The organism is Mesorhizobium sp. M0815 (assembly GCF_040319995.1).
In the GTDB taxonomy this organism is placed as follows: domain Bacteria; phylum Pseudomonadota; class Alphaproteobacteria; order Rhizobiales; family Rhizobiaceae; genus Mesorhizobium.
Map to the genome: position 1 here is coordinate 13,786 of NZ_JAMYOU010000033.1, position 16,733 is coordinate 30,518.

At 64.1% G+C, this 16,733-nt stretch carries 20 protein-coding genes; 8 read left to right on the plus strand and 12 right to left on the minus strand.

Annotated features, from left to right (window positions below; all coding sequences use genetic code 11):
* Nucleotides 1-112 precede the first annotated feature (112 nt).
* On the plus strand, nucleotides 113-415 hold the full coding sequence (locus NKI01_RS26270; protein WP_352457316.1) for a hypothetical protein: 303 nt from the start codon (nucleotides 113-115) through the stop codon (nucleotides 413-415).
* A gap of 44 nt (nucleotides 416-459) precedes the next feature.
* Here NKI01_RS26270 and NKI01_RS26275 read toward each other — a convergent pair whose 3' ends face one another.
* The 3 genes from NKI01_RS26275 to NKI01_RS26285 all read right to left on the minus strand — a co-directional run bounded on the left by NKI01_RS26275 (nucleotide 460) and on the right by NKI01_RS26285 (nucleotide 2,066).
* Nucleotides 460-1,065 carry a DUF6456 domain-containing protein gene (locus NKI01_RS26275; protein WP_352895136.1) on the minus strand — a complete coding sequence of 202 codons (606 nt, stop codon included), beginning with the start codon at nucleotides 1,063-1,065 and terminating at the stop codon, nucleotides 460-462.
* Between the two features lie 58 nt (nucleotides 1,066-1,123).
* Nucleotides 1,124-1,756: a GcrA cell cycle regulator gene (locus NKI01_RS26280; protein WP_352592743.1), complete on the minus strand. Its 633-nt coding sequence runs from the start codon at nucleotides 1,754-1,756 to the stop codon at nucleotides 1,124-1,126.
* A gap of 67 nt (nucleotides 1,757-1,823) precedes the next feature.
* Nucleotides 1,824-2,066 (minus strand): hypothetical protein, encoded by a 243-nt coding sequence (locus NKI01_RS26285; protein ID WP_352895135.1) that lies wholly within the window; start codon nucleotides 2,064-2,066, stop codon nucleotides 1,824-1,826.
* Between the two features lie 208 nt (nucleotides 2,067-2,274).
* Between NKI01_RS26285 and NKI01_RS26290 the strand changes: the two genes are divergently transcribed.
* Nucleotides 2,275-2,970: an XRE family transcriptional regulator gene (locus NKI01_RS26290; RefSeq protein WP_352965188.1), complete on the plus strand. Its 696-nt coding sequence runs from the start codon at nucleotides 2,275-2,277 to the stop codon at nucleotides 2,968-2,970.
* A 222-nt stretch (nucleotides 2,971-3,192) separates the two neighbouring features.
* Here NKI01_RS26290 and NKI01_RS26295 read toward each other — a convergent pair whose 3' ends face one another.
* Nucleotides 3,193-3,495, minus strand: a complete 303-nt coding sequence (locus NKI01_RS26295; RefSeq protein WP_023722939.1) for a hypothetical protein — start codon at nucleotides 3,493-3,495, stop codon at nucleotides 3,193-3,195.
* A 179-nt stretch (nucleotides 3,496-3,674) separates the two neighbouring features.
* On the opposite strand from NKI01_RS26295, the gene NKI01_RS26300 reads away from it, so the two are divergent.
* The 3 genes from NKI01_RS26300 to dinB all read left to right on the plus strand — a co-directional run bounded on the left by NKI01_RS26300 (nucleotide 3,675) and on the right by dinB (nucleotide 6,211).
* Nucleotides 3,675-4,037: a hypothetical protein gene (locus NKI01_RS26300; RefSeq protein ID WP_031195368.1), complete on the plus strand. Its 363-nt coding sequence runs from the start codon at nucleotides 3,675-3,677 to the stop codon at nucleotides 4,035-4,037.
* 70 nt (nucleotides 4,038-4,107) lie between these two features.
* Nucleotides 4,108-4,566 (plus strand): GNAT family N-acetyltransferase, encoded by a 459-nt coding sequence (locus NKI01_RS26305; RefSeq protein WP_352592737.1) that lies wholly within the window; start codon nucleotides 4,108-4,110, stop codon nucleotides 4,564-4,566.
* A gap of 403 nt (nucleotides 4,567-4,969) precedes the next feature.
* Nucleotides 4,970-6,211: a DNA polymerase IV gene (gene dinB / locus NKI01_RS26310; protein WP_352965190.1), complete on the plus strand. Its 1,242-nt coding sequence runs from the start codon at nucleotides 4,970-4,972 to the stop codon at nucleotides 6,209-6,211.
* 25 nt (nucleotides 6,212-6,236) lie between these two features.
* On the opposite strand, the gene NKI01_RS26315 is transcribed toward dinB, so the two are convergent.
* From NKI01_RS26315 to NKI01_RS26325, 3 genes are all read right to left on the minus strand, one after another.
* Nucleotides 6,237-7,757 carry an FAD-dependent oxidoreductase gene (locus tag NKI01_RS26315; protein ID WP_352965210.1) on the minus strand — a complete coding sequence of 507 codons (1,521 nt, stop codon included), beginning with the start codon at nucleotides 7,755-7,757 and terminating at the stop codon, nucleotides 6,237-6,239.
* A gap of 158 nt (nucleotides 7,758-7,915) precedes the next feature.
* Nucleotides 7,916-8,794 (minus strand): DUF2182 domain-containing protein, encoded by an 879-nt coding sequence (locus tag NKI01_RS26320; protein ID WP_023722934.1) that lies wholly within the window; start codon nucleotides 8,792-8,794, stop codon nucleotides 7,916-7,918.
* 8 nt (nucleotides 8,795-8,802) lie between these two features.
* Entirely contained in the window at nucleotides 8,803-9,435 is a 633-nt protein-coding gene (locus tag NKI01_RS26325; protein WP_029351172.1) for a DUF1326 domain-containing protein, read from the minus strand.
* A 540-nt stretch (nucleotides 9,436-9,975) separates the two neighbouring features.
* On the opposite strand from NKI01_RS26325, the gene NKI01_RS26330 reads away from it, so the two are divergent.
* Nucleotides 9,976-11,133, plus strand: coding sequence for a sulfite oxidase (locus NKI01_RS26330; RefSeq protein ID WP_031195363.1), 1,158 nt, complete (start codon nucleotides 9,976-9,978; stop codon nucleotides 11,131-11,133).
* A gap of 352 nt (nucleotides 11,134-11,485) precedes the next feature.
* On the opposite strand, the gene NKI01_RS26335 is transcribed toward NKI01_RS26330, so the two are convergent.
* Nucleotides 11,486-12,361 carry a sigma-70 family RNA polymerase sigma factor gene (locus tag NKI01_RS26335; protein WP_031195362.1) on the minus strand — a complete coding sequence of 292 codons (876 nt, stop codon included), beginning with the start codon at nucleotides 12,359-12,361 and terminating at the stop codon, nucleotides 11,486-11,488.
* A gap of 44 nt (nucleotides 12,362-12,405) precedes the next feature.
* Nucleotides 12,406-12,717: a hypothetical protein gene (locus NKI01_RS26340; protein ID WP_023722929.1), complete on the minus strand. Its 312-nt coding sequence runs from the start codon at nucleotides 12,715-12,717 to the stop codon at nucleotides 12,406-12,408.
* A 144-nt stretch (nucleotides 12,718-12,861) separates the two neighbouring features.
* Here NKI01_RS26340 and NKI01_RS26345 point away from each other — a divergent pair, with 144 nt between their 5' ends.
* Together NKI01_RS26345 and NKI01_RS26350 are read left to right on the plus strand one after the other, a co-directional pair.
* Nucleotides 12,862-13,227, plus strand: a complete 366-nt coding sequence (locus tag NKI01_RS26345; RefSeq protein WP_023722928.1) for a VOC family protein — start codon at nucleotides 12,862-12,864, stop codon at nucleotides 13,225-13,227.
* 230 nt (nucleotides 13,228-13,457) lie between these two features.
* Entirely contained in the window at nucleotides 13,458-13,682 is a 225-nt protein-coding gene (locus NKI01_RS26350; protein ID WP_031195360.1) for a hypothetical protein, read from the plus strand.
* A 24-nt stretch (nucleotides 13,683-13,706) separates the two neighbouring features.
* Here the strand turns inward: NKI01_RS26350 and NKI01_RS26355 are convergent, their stop codons facing one another.
* The 3 genes from NKI01_RS26355 to NKI01_RS26365 are packed head-to-tail and all read right to left on the minus strand — an operon-like array spanning nucleotide 13,707 to nucleotide 16,703.
* Nucleotides 13,707-14,948 carry an MFS transporter gene (locus tag NKI01_RS26355; protein ID WP_023722926.1) on the minus strand — a complete coding sequence of 414 codons (1,242 nt, stop codon included), beginning with the start codon at nucleotides 14,946-14,948 and terminating at the stop codon, nucleotides 13,707-13,709.
* Nucleotides 14,945-16,321 (minus strand): FAD-dependent oxidoreductase, encoded by a 1,377-nt coding sequence (locus NKI01_RS26360; RefSeq protein WP_352965212.1) that lies wholly within the window; start codon nucleotides 16,319-16,321, stop codon nucleotides 14,945-14,947. The genes NKI01_RS26355 and NKI01_RS26360 overlap by 4 nt, the downstream gene beginning before the upstream one ends.
* Before the next feature lie 49 nt (nucleotides 16,322-16,370).
* Nucleotides 16,371-16,703 (minus strand): ArsR/SmtB family transcription factor, encoded by a 333-nt coding sequence (locus NKI01_RS26365; protein WP_023722924.1) that lies wholly within the window; start codon nucleotides 16,701-16,703, stop codon nucleotides 16,371-16,373.
* Between the last annotated feature and the right edge of the window lie 30 nt (nucleotides 16,704-16,733).

Sequence of the window (16,733 nt, forward strand, 5' to 3'; positions counted from 1 at the left end):
CCCCGCCGGCGCTAATTTGGGGCTCTCGGTTCGTGGCATCTTGCAAATTTGTGGAACGAGCCTGCCCCTCGGGGGTTTTTCTATTAGAGGGACGTTAAAGAAGGAGGTAGCTATGAAGAAGCTCCTGCTTGCCTCGGTGATCGCCATCGCCTCGGCGGCTTCCGTGATCGGCCCGGCCAATGCCGGCGGTAGTGTCACGATCGGCATCGGCAACGGCTATGACGACGACTATTATTATCGCCATCATCGGTATTCCGATTACGACGATGAGTACGTCCCCCGTTACCGCTATGACGTCTATGACGAGGACTACAGGCCACGCTACCGGTATCACCGGCGCTGCCACACGGAAGTCGTCAAGCACTGGCGTCATCACCACCGGGTTATCGAACGAATCCGTGTCTGCCGTCGTTGACGGATCGATCCGGCCGGCAGTGCCGGCCGGATCGGTGGAGCTCCTCACCGCGGCTTGCGCATCAGCATCATGCCGTAGTGCACGGCCAAAATGTCGAGCCCGATCTTGAGTAGTTTCACCACCACGTCGCGCGGCTCGCCGGCCTGTTCGGCCAGGCTCTTCACCGTTGCGTCGGCACAGCAGACCTTTTGCACGATGCCGGCGATCTCCCAATGGGCAAGCGCCCTCGTGGCCTCGGCATGGTCGCGGCCGGCGGACAGGATGTGATCGGCGACACCGCTGCCAGTGCGGCCGCCGTCGACGCGCTCGGCCCAGGCCATCGGCTTGGCGCTTGCCTCCGACGAGTTGCGGAAATCCTGGCGGTAGCGCATGCCTGCCTCGCGCTGCTGGCGCGACAATGAGGTGAGGCCGGTCAGCGGGTCGACATTGCGCACCCGCACGATGCCGCCGGTCACGGTGTGGCCGTCATTGGAAACCTCATAGAGGCGCGCCGCCTCCTGCGTTCCCTTGGCCAGCCGCTTGCGGCCGAACCGGTCGTCCTGCAGCGCGAAATCATGGCCGATCTCCTTGCGGATGCGCACCTGCTCGGCCTCGCCCTTCGGCAATCGCGGTAGCCTGGCTTTGGTCTTTTGGGCGGTTTTGTTGCTCATCGGCTCTGTCCTCCTGGTCTGTCGTCGGGCTCTGGCGAATTTCCGTATCCAGCGGGGCTCAAATAGCTTTGGCCGGCAGCGTGCGCAGGAAGCGCGCCGCGTGATAGGCGCAGTAGCTTTTCGAAGGCCTTGTGCGCAGCCCGCAGCACAGCATGTCCAAACCGGGGCGGCTGCCGGGGGCGTCGTTTCCCGCATCCTCCTGCGGCGTCGTGTCGAGCGGCGCGCGGCAGCGGTCGAACAGGCAATCGATGAAGCGCATGGCGACGAAGTGCGGCTGGCGGCCGCCGGCGGCGATCGGGCGCGGCGCCGGCATTTCGAGCGGCTCGCCATCGGACCCCGTGATCCGAACCGGACCCGGCTGCCAGGCCGGCGGCGCCAGCCTGGCCGACAGCCTTGCCGGGCGGCAGTGATGCTCGGCCGGTACTGCCCCTGCCTGGCCGGCAGGGTTCGACGGCTCTGGCGCCGATTTTCCATGCCGGCCGCCCGACCGTCCGCTACGCCAGCCCTTGGATCTGGCAAGGCCGATGGCGTGCAGACGGGCGGTGCGGTGGACGATGCCGATGATCGCCGCGCGCGAGGCCGGGCGGCCGCGCTGCGCACTCAGCCGGGCGGCGATCTTCGCGGCCGACAGCCCACTCATCAGCCAGTTCTCGATTTGTTCCAATTCGGAGGGGGAATAGCGGGCGGCCATGACGTTTTATTCCCTGCAAAGGTGGTTGTGTGGCGCCGGCTTCGCCGGCCTCAGGCTCGAAAGCCGGTCAGCCCTCGCGTGGCCTGCTACGATCGAGCTTCATCCCGGCCGCCTGCCTTGTTGCGCCGGAGACTGCCTTGGCCGCCCGCTTGTCGAAGGCGATGACCGTGCCGTCTTCGGTGCGGATGCAGGAAACCGCGGCATCCGCATTGCCGGCCGGCAGGCAATTCGTGGCCGGAGCCGTGAGGGGAACGGCTCCGGCCGTTCCGGCCGCTTGCGCTGCCGGATCCGAGGCGCGAGCCTCGGGCATCGTCCCGGCCGGGGAGGAGGACAGCCAGGACGAAGGGGAAAAGGTTGGCACATGACTACCGCGGCCGCCTCCTTGGCGCTGGGGGGCGGATTCGAGGACCGAAAGCTGGCGGAGCGACTTGTGCATGGCCACATAAGAGCATAACTTAAGACATAATGCAAGCGATTCTTGCATAGACGAAACCGAATCTTGTGCCTCAGATGGAGCCATGGTGAAAACTGCACTGTCGATCAAGGTCGGGGCGGCGATCCGCCGGGCGCGCAAGCAGCGCGGCCTGGTGATGCGCCACATTGCCGAGCACAACGACACCGACGTCGCTGCCGTCGGCAATTGGGAAACCGGGCGCAACCTGCCCAAGACCGAGAACCTTTTGAAGACCGCCGCCTTCCTGCGCGTCGACCCGGTGGCGCTCGGCAAGGGCGAGGTCGTCTTCCTCGAAGATGCCGGGCCGGTCGCCGATGCCGAGATCGTCACCGATCCCGGCCCCCTGCCCGCCGGGCCGATGGACATCCAGCTTCTCGGCACCGCCGTCGGCGGCGACGATGGCGACTTCACCTTCAACGGCCAGCCGGCCGGCTATGTCCAGCGGCCGCCGGGGATCCGGCATCTGCGCAACGTGTTTGCGCTGCACGTGCTGAGCGATTCGATGGTGCCGCGCTACGAGCCCGGCGAGATGATCTATTGCGGCGGCCGCGAGGCCGTGCCCGGCGACCATGTGGTGATCGAGACGCTGCCCGAGGAGAACGAGCAAAACGGCAAGGCCTTCATCAAGAAGCTGGTCAAGCGCACCGCCGCCGAGCTGATCGTCGAGCAATACAATCCGCCCAAGATGCTGACCTTCAACCGCTACGCCATCAAGAACGTCTTCCGCGTCATCCCGCTCAAGGAACTGCTGGGGTATTGACGGGCGCTTGTTGCCTTCTCCCCTTGTGGGAGAAGGTGGATCGGCGCACAGCGCCGAGCCGGATGAGGGTGCTGGAAGGAACGCGGCGGAGGAAATGTAGAAGCGATTTTAAGCACTTACGCCATCAAGGTAGCGATCCGTCCAACACCCCTCATCCGACCGATCTTCGCTCGGCCACCTTCTCCCACAAGGGGAGAAGGGAAGAGCAGCACGCCCTCCCCCTCAAGCCCGCCTCGATTGCTCCAGCTCTCGACCGTTGAGCAGGCGCGCCTCGGCGCGGGCTCGCTGCCGGTCGTCGATGAAGGCAGCCTGGATCGAAACGGCGGCGCCCGGCAGGCCGTCGGCCCGGCAGGCCTTGCAGATCAGGCGCCCGGAAAGTGCTGATAGCGGTGTCTCCGGCCTCACCCCATGCCGCTTGAGCTCGGCCGGCTTCCACCACCTGTTGCGGCCGCAATCGATGCACTCGACGGCAATCGAGACGACATCGGCGATCGTCGCTTCCTTGCCCGCTAATGCCATGGCCATCCCCATCGTTGTTCCTGCTTTGTTCACATTATCGGTTTTCGAGGCGGAGTCGAGTCGGTTCCGCTTACACCAACGTGAAAGTTTCACTTGTTCATTTATTTGAGTTATGCTTCTATACCATGCAAGCTGGAATCGGCGCAGCCGCGGCCGCTCCGTCCACCGAATGCAAGGGAGTGACGATGGACCTCGCCCAGTTCGCCCAGGCCTGCGGTTATGCCGGCGACAGCCCGGCCATGCTTGCCGCCTTCGCGGCCATCCGCCAGGACGGCATCCGCACGGCGCGCCAGGGCCATCGCCAGCGCAAGGCGGCGATCGACCGGATGAAGCCGAGCCGCGCTTTGTTCCTGGCGGCGATCCGCCCGGCGCAGTCGGCCGAGGAGGCGATCGAGGACGCCGCCCGCTTCCTGTCGATGTTCCGCAACATGCCGCACTGGCGACAGGAAAGGCGCAGCGCCGACCTCGCCCGCGCCAGGCAGCAGCGCCTCTTCGCCCGCTTCTTCCGCCGCTACGGCTATCGCCTCTGGGCGTTGGAGGCCGCCTGAAGACGCGCGCCCCCCTTGCAGTCAAAACGGATATTGCGATCGCCAACACTGCGCCGTATGTCTCCGCGCGATGAGCGAGATCGAATTCCGTCGTGCCCAGGCGCCCGACCTGCCGGCGATCGTTGCAATGCTTGCCGACGATGCGCTCGGCGCAGACCGGGAAGACCCGTCCACGCCGCTCGCGCCATCCTATCTCGATGCCTTCAGCGCGATCGATGCCTATCCCAACCAGTTGCTGGCCGTGGCCGTCGAGGCCGGGCAATTGGTCGGAACGCTGCAACTCAGCTTCCTTCCAGGCATTTCGAGGAAAGGCGCCTGGCGCGGCCAGATCGAAGGCGTTCGCGTCGCCCGGCAATGGCGCTCTCGCGGCGTCGGCAAGCTGATGATCGAATGGGCGATTGAAGCGTGCCGTTCGCGCGGCTGCAGCCTCATTCAGCTCACCACGGACAACAGTCGACGGGAAGCGCACACCTTCTACGAGCGCCTCGGTTTCACCGCCAGCCATCTCGGCTACAAGATGGCGCTGTAGGTCGCTGCAGCAGGCGCCGTCGGCGAAGCTGCCGATCTCCCCCCTTGCGGGGGAGATGCCCGGCAGGGCAGAGGGGGGTGCTGTCCCTCCGACCTGTCAACCAATCGGAGCCAAACCCTCAGGCTGATTCGAGTTGGCAACAACTGAAGTCGAAGTTGGCGATCCGTCCCACCCCCCTCTGTCCTGCCGGACATCTCCCCCGCAAGGGGGGAGATTGGATGTTGCTTCGACTTTCGCCAACCACCAACGCTGGAACGCAGGCAGACAGAGGGCGCCAAACTGAAACAATTGCCCTCCACCTGCCCTCCGCGCCGCTTGACAATCCGCCCACAATGTTCTCTTTATGTTCTCATCAAAACTCTAGACAAGGCGGCGTTTGAACCGCCGCGGGCGAACGGGCCGGATGGAAGCCAACATCCTCCACGCGGATCTGGATGCCTTCTATGCCTCGGTCGAACAACTGCTCGACCCGGCCTTGCGCGGCAAGCCGATTGCCGTCGGCGGCGGGGTAGTGCTCGCCGCATCCTATGAAGCCAAGGCGTTCGGCGTGCGCGGCGGCATGCCGGGACGGCGGGCGCGGGAACTCTGCCCGCAACTCATTTTCGTCGGCGGCCATTTCAAGGACTATCAGCGGCTGGGCGATGCGGCAATCAAGGTGCTGGGCGATTTCACGCCGGTGGTCGAGCGAATTTCCATCGACGAGGCCTTTGCCGACGTCGCCGGCTGCACCCACCTGTTCGGCTCGCCGGCCGAGATCGCCGGCAAGATCCGCCACCGCGTGCGGGCAGAGCTCGGCCTGCCGATCTCGGTCGGCGTAGCCCGCACCAAGCATCTGGCCAAGATCGCCTCACAGGTCGCAAAACCCGACGGGCTGGTGGTGGTCGATCCGCGCCACGAGCTGGAGTTCCTGCACCACCTGCCGGTCGAGCTGATGTGGGGTGTCGGCCCGGTCACCAGGGAGCGGCTGGCCGGCATCGGCGTCAACACCATCGGCGAGCTGGAGAAGACCAACGATGGCGCGCTGGAGCGCCTGCTCGGGCCGGCGGCGGGAGAAAAACTCAACGCGCTGGCGTGGAACCGCGATCCGCGCAAGCTGGAGACGCAGCGCCGGGCGCGCTCGGCCGGCGCGCAATCGGCGCTCGGCCGAAAACCGGCCGAGGAGCAGGTCTTCGTGCCTGCGCTGCTGCATCTGGCCGATAGGGTCGCCACAAGATTGCGGGCGAAATCCCGCCCCGGCCGCACGGTGACGGTTCGCGTCCGCTTTGCCGACCTGCGCTCGGTGACGCGCTCGATCACGCTCGACCAGCCGATATCGGCAACCGCCATGCTGGCCGAGATCGCCGAGGCGCTGGTGCGCAAGGTGCTCATCGACCATCCGCACGAAAAGACAATCTCGCTGCTGGCGATCGCTGTCTCGCATCTGGAGCAGCATGCCGGCCTGCAACTGGAACTGCCGCTCGGGCTCGCCGACGACCGCCGCCGCCCCGGCACCAGGAAGGGCGCGGCGCGCTGGACCGCAGATCGCGCCGTCGACAAGATCCGCGACCGCTTCGGCTGGGAGGCGGTCGGCTACGCCTCGGTCGCGCTCGGACTGTCGCGGTCCGTTCCCGACGCGTTTCGCGAGCTCGCCGAAAAGGAATTGTGAGCTGCGCGGCCGGGGCGAAAAAAGATTATCCGGCAGGAGCCAGGGGCGATACGGCCGGCCCGTTCAAAGCCGTGCCATCGACGGCAAAATGCGAGCCGTGGCAGGGGCAGTCCCAGCAGCGTTCCAGCGAGTTCCAATGGACATGGCAGCCGACATGGGTACATGCGGCCGAGCGTTTGTAGAGCGTGCCGTCCTCGTCGCGAAAGGCCGCGACTTTGGTAAGACCTTCGCGGACGATGGCGCCCTGCCCCGGCCGCAGCTTGTCGGCGGAATCGATTTCACCAGGCGCGACATACTCGGCAAAACTCCTGATCGCTGTCGCATTCTCCGCTAGATAATCGGCGATCGCCCGTACCGTCTTGCGAGAGGGTTCGTAAAGTTCCCGCCAGGGGCTTTCCCCCTTCAGAATCAGGTCCGAAATCAACAGGCCTGCCACGACCCCATGGGTGATGCCCTGGCCGGAATCGCCGGTAGCAACGAAGACTCGCCGATCACCGGGATTGCGGCCGATGAACCCGGCATAGTCGACCGTCTCCATCACCTGCCCGGACCATCGATTGGCTTCCGCGCCGACATCGGGCACCAATTTTTTGATCCAGGCCGCCAGGGCCGTGAAGCGGTGGTCGGCGTCGTCGGCCTGCCCTGTCTTATGGTCTTCACCACCGACGATCAGAAAGTCGGTCTTGCCTTCGCCAGGCTGCAGACGGACGTAGTGATAGGGGTCCAGCGTGTCCCAATAGAGTGCATCCGGCAAAACGTCGCGCGCGATCTCGAACGACATGGCGTAGGTCCGATACGGCGCCTGCTTGGTATGGAGCGCGACCCGATCGTTGATCGGCGAGTTGGTGGCGACAACGGCCGACCTGGCAGACACGGCAAAGCCCGAGACCGTGCTTACGCGCACGCCGCCGTCGGTCTCCTCGACCTTATCGACGATGGTCTCCGCATAAAGCGCGCCGCCGTGCGCGCGGATGCCGGCAGCCAGCCCGCGGAGATATTTGAGCGGGTGGAATGTCGCCTGATTGGCGTAGCGAAGGATCGGTCCATCCGAAAAGCCTGCAAACGGCACGCCTGCGGTTTTCTCGACGTCGACCCCGATCTTCAGAGCGGCGTCCAGTTCGCGCTCGATGACGGATTCCTTCCTGCCCGACGCCGGAAACAGAAAACCGTCGAGGCGGCGGAAATCACACGCCATACCCTCCGCCTCCAGGATCGATTGGATACGGTCAATAGCGGCCGACTGGCTTTGATAGTAAATCCGCGCCAGTTCCTCGCCGCGCAATTTGATCAGTTCCGAAAAATAGTCATCGCAGATCGATGACAGGTGCGCGGTGGTGCGGGCCGTCATGCCGCTTCCGATCCGGCCGCGATCGAGCACCGCCACCTTTTGCCCGGCGATGGCCAGTTCGTAGGCGACCGACAGTCCGACAATGCCAGATCCGACGACCACGACATCGACCTGTTCACTCCGCTCGAGCGGAACCGCATCAGGCGCGACTTCGGTTCTCGCCCAAACGGATACAGTCCTTTCGTCGCCGACATTCATGGCGGAGCCCTTCATACCCGACATTCGGATAAACGGACGCCAGGATTCAAAGTTCCTTGACGCCTGAATGCCTGCGTAAGCTTGACGTCACCGCCGGTCCGCCCCGACGCGTTGTGAGCCGGCCTGGCTGGGGCGGTGCGATGCACTTTACGTGGCCGTCACACCAAAAGCGTTGCGCTGCCCCAGGCGATCAGGGCGATGCCGGCTGCCCGGCCGACCCACTGGCCGGCAGGAAACGCCTTTTCAACCAGCACCAGAATGGCGAGCCCGGCAACCCACACCAGGTTCATGATGCCACCCACGAACAATAACGCCATCAGCATCCAGCAGCATCCGACACAGAACGCCCCGTGCAGCGCGCCCAAACGCAGCGCGCCAAGTGTGTGGGGACGCCAGTGGCGGGAAAGGAACGCCGTCGGCTTCCTGCAATGCGACAGGCAGGCGTTCTTGAGCGGCGAGAGCTGATACAGGCCCGCGGCGATCAGGACGATGCCTGAAAGCCAGCGGCTCTGCGAACTCATCGTCGCCGCGGTAACGAATGCCTCGCGTTCGAGCAGCCAATGCAACGCAGCTGCCGCGACGGAGAACCCCAGCCAGACCAGGAGATAGCCTGCCATGAATACGCCGGTGGGCGCGAGCTTGTCCTGGATCTGCCCTTGTGCGAGCGCATGGCGATGCACGCGCGCATAGAGCAGGACAGTCGGCGCCGCGCTCGGAGACATCATGGCGATCATCATGACCCACCACATGGCGATCATCAGCGCCCAGTTCGCCGCCCCCCAGACCCGCGGTTCCGTCGCCGTGGCCATTGCGCTCATGTCCATGCCGGGCATGTCCATGCCAGACATATCGGAGGTCATGTCGGCGGTTTGCTGGTGGGGGAATAGCGCGACCCTCGTCATCTCCCACGCATTCATGCCGAGCCCTGCACCGGCGACGATATAAAGCCAGCCCAGCAGGCACAGCGCCGCCACGCCCGCAATCGTGATGACGCGGTCGCGTCTGAGCAGCCGTTCCAGTGGCGACCCACCGTCCATGCGGCGCGTCAGGCCCGCACCACCCCGTGATTGTTGAGATGCAGCCGGGCGAACTGGCCGTAACTGTCCTTCATATTCACCTGAACCGGCCCGCTGGTTGTGCTTGAAGCGCTGCCGATCTCGGCGACCGCATATTCGAAGCCGTTCGGCAACACGATCTGAGCGCGCGAGTCCGCGCCCGTCACCTTGTTGCGAATTGGTTCGCCGACCGTTTCGATGTAGTCCTTGACGAAGATGCGGCCCCTGCGGCCGTCGATATCGAGGTCGAGATCGATCTTGGTGAAAACCGGCTCATTCATTTTTGTCACGGTTGAGGCGTAGACGGCGAACATCGTCGCGAACGGGTCGGTGTCCTGGCCGGTCATGATGCGCAGCAGCGCTTGACGCTGCCGGTCGGTTGCATTCTCGTCGACGAAAGCGATGGCTTCGCCATTGCCTTCGTGGATCGCGCCAGGCCATTTGAAGATCGCGGCGATCCGCAGGCCGTCGAGAGCGGTTTCGCCATGATGACCTTCGTCAATCTGGATGCCCGCCACCGCATGGCAATGGCCTTTGTCGGGCAGCGCATTGAATTGACAGTTGCAGCCATATTCGCAGGTGCAATTGACGAGTTCCCGTCCCTTGATTTCCCAAGACGTCATGCTGTCCTCCCTGATGCGAAGTATTAGACCATCATCATACACCTGCGCCGGCCGTGCCGCCATCCTGTGGCGCCAAGAGTGATCGCGACAAGAGGCGGCAGGCCAATGCGGTTTCTTGTCGAATTTGGGTGAACATACCCCCCGGAGATGGCGGGGCGATATCGGAACGGCAGACGTGGGTCGAAACAAGCGTTTCCGAGCGCAACCCGCCAAGGTCCGGAAATGACCCCAGAAGGGGCGTTCGGCAGCGATCCGAGCAGCAAGGATTTGGCAGGACCGGAAATCGGCATGGAATGCCGCAATCATCATCATGTCCCGTCCAAGTTGTGGACACTTCCTTCTCAAAGGCGCACTCTTGGCATGCGAAACGCGAGCCAGAGTTTCGTCCAACGCTTCACATGCCTGACTTGCGTCGGTGATTGTCTGACCTATCCGGATACTTCCGGATGGGCAGACCTCACATTGTGTCGCCTATCCGTGATCAGGCTACGGCCTAAGGCACGTTGCAGCCCGTTCCGGATCAACTGGGAGGTAAACAACATGCCTGATTTTCAGCGCAGAGAACTTCTTGTTCAAGGAAGCGCGGCTCTTGCCGCAATTGCTGCTCTCTATACCTCGCGTCGGGCTTACGCTTTTCCAACACGGCCGAGCGAGGAAGTTATTCCGTGGCTGGATCAGCCGGCCGAAAATCCCGATCCGGTGGGTATCCAGAAGCAGCTTGTCTGGGAGGATTTGGACAGCTGGATAACGCCAAACGACAAGTTCTTCAGCATCTCGCATTTCAACCGACCAACGATCGACGAGAAGACATGGTCGATGGAGATCGGAGGCCTGGTCAAGAAGCCCTTGGAGTTAACGCTCGCCGACATCAGGGCGCGACCGCGGCAGGAGGTCGTTTTCACAGTGGAGTGCTCGGGCAATCACGGGTTTCCCTTTTTCACCGGCGGCATCGGCAATGCCCGTTGGGCAGGGACGCCGCTCGCCCCGATCCTCGAGGAAGCCGGTGTTCTGGAGAAGGGCATCGAGGTCGTCTTTTTCGGTACCGACACAGGCGAGATCCCGATACGCGACGTAAAAATGAAGCAGAACTTCGCTCGTAGCATGTCGCTCGCCGACGCGATGAACCCCGACAATCTCCTCTGCTATGAAATGAATGGAGCCGCCTTGCCGGCGGCCAATGGCTTCCCGGTACGGCTCATTGCTCCAGGCTGGTACGGGATCGCCAACGTCAAGTGGCTAAAACGCATCGAGGTTCGCGATACGCGGTTCATGAGCCTTCTGATGGCCCGTGACTATGTCACCATCCGGGAGGAGGACCACAACGGCGAGACCGTATGGGCCGAGACTTCGGTCGGGCGAGCGCTGATAAAGTCCGCGCCCGCGAAGGTTACCCGGAAAGATTCAGATTACTCCATCATTGGAGCAGGCTGGGGGGCGCCGATCGAACGGGTCGAAGTGCAAATCGATCAGGGGCCTTGGGCACCAGCGACCATTGACCACAGTGAGGAGGCAGAACACGCCTGGAAAATTTGGTCCCTGGATTGGGCAAATCCCTCTCCTGGAGAACACACGGTGACCTCGCGCGCGGTCAGCACCACGGGACAAATTCAACCGGCGATGGACGATCCCTTGATTGCCAAGAAACACACATACTGGGAAAGCAATGGCCAGGTGACGCGCCGCGTGCGTATCGGCTAGCGCATTTTGCAGCCAAATGGAATCATTTGGCGTCCGCATAAATGCGGCAAAACAGATAGTTAGAGCGGGTTACCGGTTCCAGAGAACCGGAACCAGTCTAAGAACTTGCTGCCGTGTGACAATTTGCGTTTGGGTCACCCAGGAGGAGGCTGCCTGATCCGAAAGCTGGCACCGCTCTGTATCGAGCATGACGGGTGTAGGCCGTAGATCCTCTTCGCGACGATACCGGTCCCCGAAATCGGGGGCGGAGCCCTTCAGCTTAGTGATCGAGGCGATGGCAGACTTGTCCGGTGGCGCAACCTTGGCCATGTCGCCTTCGCGCGCCATTTCCGCACCATTTCCAGCCTTCTGCTCACCTCTCCACGGCCCTGATCTCCGCGTCGACCAGGCACCAGGGCGCATAGCGGAAGTCGCGGATCTGGATGACCTCCTCGCCCGCCCATTCAACCAGCACGAAGCCGCGCACGGCGCCGTCGGCCGCTTGCGGGTCGCGGATGAGGATCGCCGGCCTGCCGTCGACGAAGCCGAGCGACAATGTCCAGTCGCTGATACGATCGTAATTGCCGAAATAGGTCGACGCCTGGGCCTTGCCGCGCAGGCGGACGCGGTTGACGACATCGAGCCGGACGTCCTCTGCGATCAGTGCCCTGACCGCGTCGAAGTCGCGCGCGTTGAACAGGTCGACATAGCGCCGCAGCCGGCGCTCGTCATCGGCGTCGAGCCTCGGCGCGAGCGCCTGCTCGGGCTGCAGCGCCAGCAGCTTGAGCTGCGCCCGCCCGCGATGCAGCGCGGCCTTGGTGGCGGCGAGCGTCGCGCCGGTCACCTCGCAGGTCTCATGCAGGCTGAGGCCGAGCACGTCGACCAGGATCACGGCGCTGCGCTGCGGCACCGAAAGCTGCATGAAGGAGCGCAGGCCGGTCTGGGCGGCGAGCCGGCTGTCGGCGCTGCCGGAGGGATCCTCGATGACGCTCATGTCGGCCTCGGTCATGCGCGACCTTTCCCGATTGCGCCGCCGCAGATGATCCTGCGCGGCATTGTGGGCGATGCGAAACAGCCATTGCTCCGGCCGTTCGACCATCGCACCGCCGTCGATCGCCTGCAGCGCGTTGATCAGCATCTCCTGGACGATGTCCTCGCCGTCGATCACCGAGCCGGCCATGCGCGCGCAGTAGCGATGCAGCCTTGGCCGCAACCCGACGAGCATCGCCTCCAACGTCGCCCTGTTCATTTTCGGCGTAGCATCCCGTTTCTGCGCGAGCGGCATGGCAGGCGCTACCCGGCTTCCTGATCCGCCAGCATACGGTAATTGCCGATGACTTTGACAGGCGATCGCATTGCCGGGGTCGAACGGCGTTCGGCGTGGTTTTCCGCAAATGCCTTGAAGGCGGCAAGCCCGGTCAGCGCCGACGAATCGCCGTTCTGGCCGACGATGTGGACGAACGAGCCGTCGTCCAGCTCGAGCACGAGATAGCGCACCGTCGGCGGTGCCGCCTCGCCCAGCGCTTCGAACACTTTTTCGACCAGCGCGCGGTTATCTTCCAGGTCGGCTTGGTTCACACCGTATCGAATGAGCGCGTAGTCCATTGTCGTCTCCTGACTGGTTGGTATGAACGAAGGACGACCGGCTGCGCTGAAAAGATTCTCCTTGTGGAAGAATCTTTTCGGTTGCCCGCATCGTCTTTCCCGCGTGGGCGGCTGCGCGGCAGCCATCAAGCAGGAGCGACGATCATGCATATCCAGTTTGCCGAGCTTCCGGTATTCGACCAGGACCGCGCCAAGGCGTTCTACACCAGGCATCTCGCCTGTCAGGTCCTGGCCGACCAGAAGATGGGCGATGGCGGCTGGCGCTGGATCGAGCTGGCATTTCCGCATGCCGTGACGAACCTGCATTTCATCAGGCGCGCCGACGACGCCCCCGGCGCGGAGCCCGTATTGGTGCTGGTCGACGAAAATGTCGGGGCAATGAGCGCGGCGTTGAAGGCGGGCGGCGTCGAAATCATCACCGATCCGCATGAGGCGCCGTGGCAGCCGGGGCGCACGGTGGCGGAGTTTCGCGACAGCGAAGGCAACCGCATGGTCCTCGCCAGCCGATAAGCCACCGGAGCCCTCTGTCCGGGGGGCGTCCTACCTAAGTCCTATCTCCGGCCGGACCATCGGCCGTGCTTCCTTCGTATTATTATTTCGTGACCGCTGCGCGCCGGAACCTTCCCTTGCATCGGGCGTTCGGGCGCTGTATTCGCGCTGCCTCATATTTAGGCAGGCGGAGGATATGCGAATAAGGGCGGGTGGCAAAACAAACATGGGCCGGGGAGGAGCATCTTACCATGTCGAACCGTAAAATCGGAATGTCCCACAGTTTGGGGCTGCGCGTCGCTGACCTCAAATCCAGAATGCAAACTGCCCAGATTACCGAGCACGAAATCAAGACGTTTCAAAAGGTTGCCGCCATTATGGGCGGCGCCAAAGGCTCACTGCGCCTCGATGCGGACGATCTGATTGCCGCATCCTTCCTTGTCGATCCCGTGGAAGATCTCCCGCTCTCCAGTTGACGGGGCTGAACGCGGGTCGAAATCCTATCGGGTTTGAACCTGCGATTGCCGCCAGCGGAGCATCCGCCAGCCCAGGCCGCATGCGAGGATGACGTTGGCCAGCGCCAGACCAGAAAGCGCGGCCAACGTCCCATGCGGGCCGAAGCGCTCCAGCAGCAATGCGCCGGCCGAGGGTGCCGCCGCCTGGGCGATCAGGCTCGGCATGGCGAGGCGGCCCATCAGCTTCGCGTAGCCGTTCGAGCCGAACAGCGCGAGCGGCAACGTCCCCCGCGCGATGGATTCCAGGCCGATGCCCGCGCCATAGAAGCCGAGCGCCAGCGGGATGATTGGCATGCCGGCCCAGAGCGCCGAAACGCCGATCGCCACAAACGTAACCGAGGCGAACTTGGTCAGGATCGGATGGTGGTAGCGCGCGATGGTCATCTCGATCGCGCGCGCCGCCACCTGGGACGGGCCGACCAGCGCGCCGAGCCCGACGGCCGCGGCCAGCGCCATGCCGCTGCCTTGCAGGATGGTGAGCAGATGCACCGACACCGTCGAGGAGATCACCGCCGCAAGCGTAAGGGTGGCGGCCAGAACGATGATGATCGACGGATCGGGATTGCCTTCGCCGGCCGGCGTCACCTCTTTCAATCCTGGCCCGACCGGCAATCCTGGCCCGACTGCCGGTTGCGGCGCCTCGCGGGGCAGGATCACGAGATAGAGCGGAAGCGCAATCACCAGCTGAAAGACAGCGTAGGCCAGGCAGGTGCCGCGCCAGCCGACCTCCCCAAGAAGCCAGGCCGAAATCGGCCAGCAGATCGTACTGGCAAAACCGCCGAACAGCGTCAGCGTGGTAATGGCGGAGCGCGCGCCGTGGCCGTAGTGGCGCCCAAGCGTCGCGAAAGCGGCATCGTAGAGCCCAGCCCCCATGCCCAGTCCGATGACCAGCCAGGCTGCGATATAGGCCGCAAGATTAGGGGCGAGAGCCAGCCCGATCTGGCCGAGCCCGATGCATGCGGCGCTGAACGCCAGAATGCTGCGGCCGCCATGCCGCTCGATCGACGACCCGACGCGCGGCGAGATCAATCCTGCCGTGAGCAAGCCGAGAGACAGGCCGCCGACAACCCATGCCAGCGGCCAGCCGGTATCGGAGGAGACCGCCGGCGCAATGACCGCTGGAAGATAGTAGGAAGATCCCCACGCCATGATCTGCGTCAGGCCAAGCGCGGTGATGATTGCGCCGCGGCTGCGCAGGATGGTGGGCGAAGGCGCCAGAAGGCTCATGCCGCGACGCCGCAGCCACAGCCGCTTTTGCCGATCGCCTTTGCTTCGGCATCGGCGACACAGCAGGCATCCACCGCTACCGGCGCCGGACCGCCGCAGCAGCCCGTGTCGGCAATGCCGATCCGCGGCACGGTGCAGACGCCGGTCTCCGGCAACACGAGCTGGACATTGTCGGCGGCCACCATGTCGCCGGCGATCGCCGCGGCGACGGAGCGGACCTGCTCATACCCGGTCAGCAGCAGGAAGGTCGGCGCACGGCCATAGCTCTTGATGCCGACCGTATAGAACCCATGCTCGGGATGGCTGAGCTCGCGGTGACCGTGCGGCGGCACGTCGCCGCAGGAATGTTCGTTGGGATCGATCAGCGGTCCCAGTGCCTTGACGCTTTCCAACCACGGATCGAGCTCGAGCCGAAGCTCGCGCGTCAGCGACAGATCGGGGCGCTGTCCGGTCGCGGCGATGATGCGGTCGACCGGGCCAATCCGCTGCAAGCCGTCCTTGGTCTGGCCTTCGACGACCAGCCGGCCGTCGGCATCGCGGATCGAAACGGCTGCAAAGCCCGTCACCAGTCTGACGCCGCCGCTCTCGGCGAGTTCGCGCACTTCGGCGCCGAGTTCGCCGCGTGCCGGCAATTGGTCGGCATCGCCGCCGCCATAGATGCGCACCAGGTCGGTGCCGCGCGTTGTCCAGATGAAGGCCGTGCCGGGCTCCATATCCGCCAGCCTGGCGAGATCTAGCAAGGCGTTGGCGGCTGAATGGCCGGAGCCGGCGACCAGCGTCGTCTTGCCGGCATAAAGGCGGCGGTCGCGGCCGAGGATGTCGGGGATGCCGTAGGCGATGCGATCGGCAAATTGCGCTTCGCCTACGGCATGAATTCCGCCGGCGCCGAGCGGGTTCGGCATCTGCCAGGTTCCCGAAGCATCGATGACGGCGCGGGCGCTGTCGCGCCGCGTGCCACTGGCGGTTTCGATCACCAGCATGAACGGCCGGTTTTCGCGTTCCTTGCTCAGCACCTTGTCGGCGCCCCAGCGCGAGATGCCGACGACCCGGGCACCGGTTTCGATCGACGGCGACAATTGCGGAAGCTTTGCAAGCGGCTCGAGGTAATCCGCGACGAGGTCGTTCGCGGTCGGGAATGCCTCAGGCTCCGGCATCCGCCAGCCACGCGCCTCGAGCAGGCTTCTAGACGCCTGATCGACGCAATAGCGCCAAGGCGTGAACACCCGGACATGGCCCCAATCCCTGAGGTTGGATGCAACCCTATTGCCGGCTTCGTAGACTTTGACAGGAATACCTTGCGCGATGAGGTGGACCGCTGCCGCCAGGCCGACCGGCCCGGCGCCGATCACCGCGACGGGAAGCCTTTCGATCATCTCCATATCTTCCATCCTTCCGGTAGTTTCGAATTACAATGCCAAAAAATTACGCCGCCGTCTTGGCCGTCGCTTCCACCGAAGCCGGCGCACAGGTGGCGTCGGCGCAGCATTCGTCCGCGAGGTATCCGATGAGCCCGTTCATGGCGGGATAGTTGGCCCGGCAGATCAGCGTCGTCGCCTGCCGCTCCTGTGTCACCAGGCCGGTGTCGACCAGCCGCTTGAGGTGATGCGACAGCGTCGAGGCCGCGATGCCGAGCCTGTCCTGGATGCGCCCGACCGGCAGCCCTTCATCGCCCGCCCGCACAAGCGTCCGATAGAGCTGCAACCGCGTCGGGCTGCCGAGGGCTTCCAGTTGCGAGGCTGCTTTTTCGAGTATCATGGAAACACCTTAGCTCCGAGAGCCCACGAC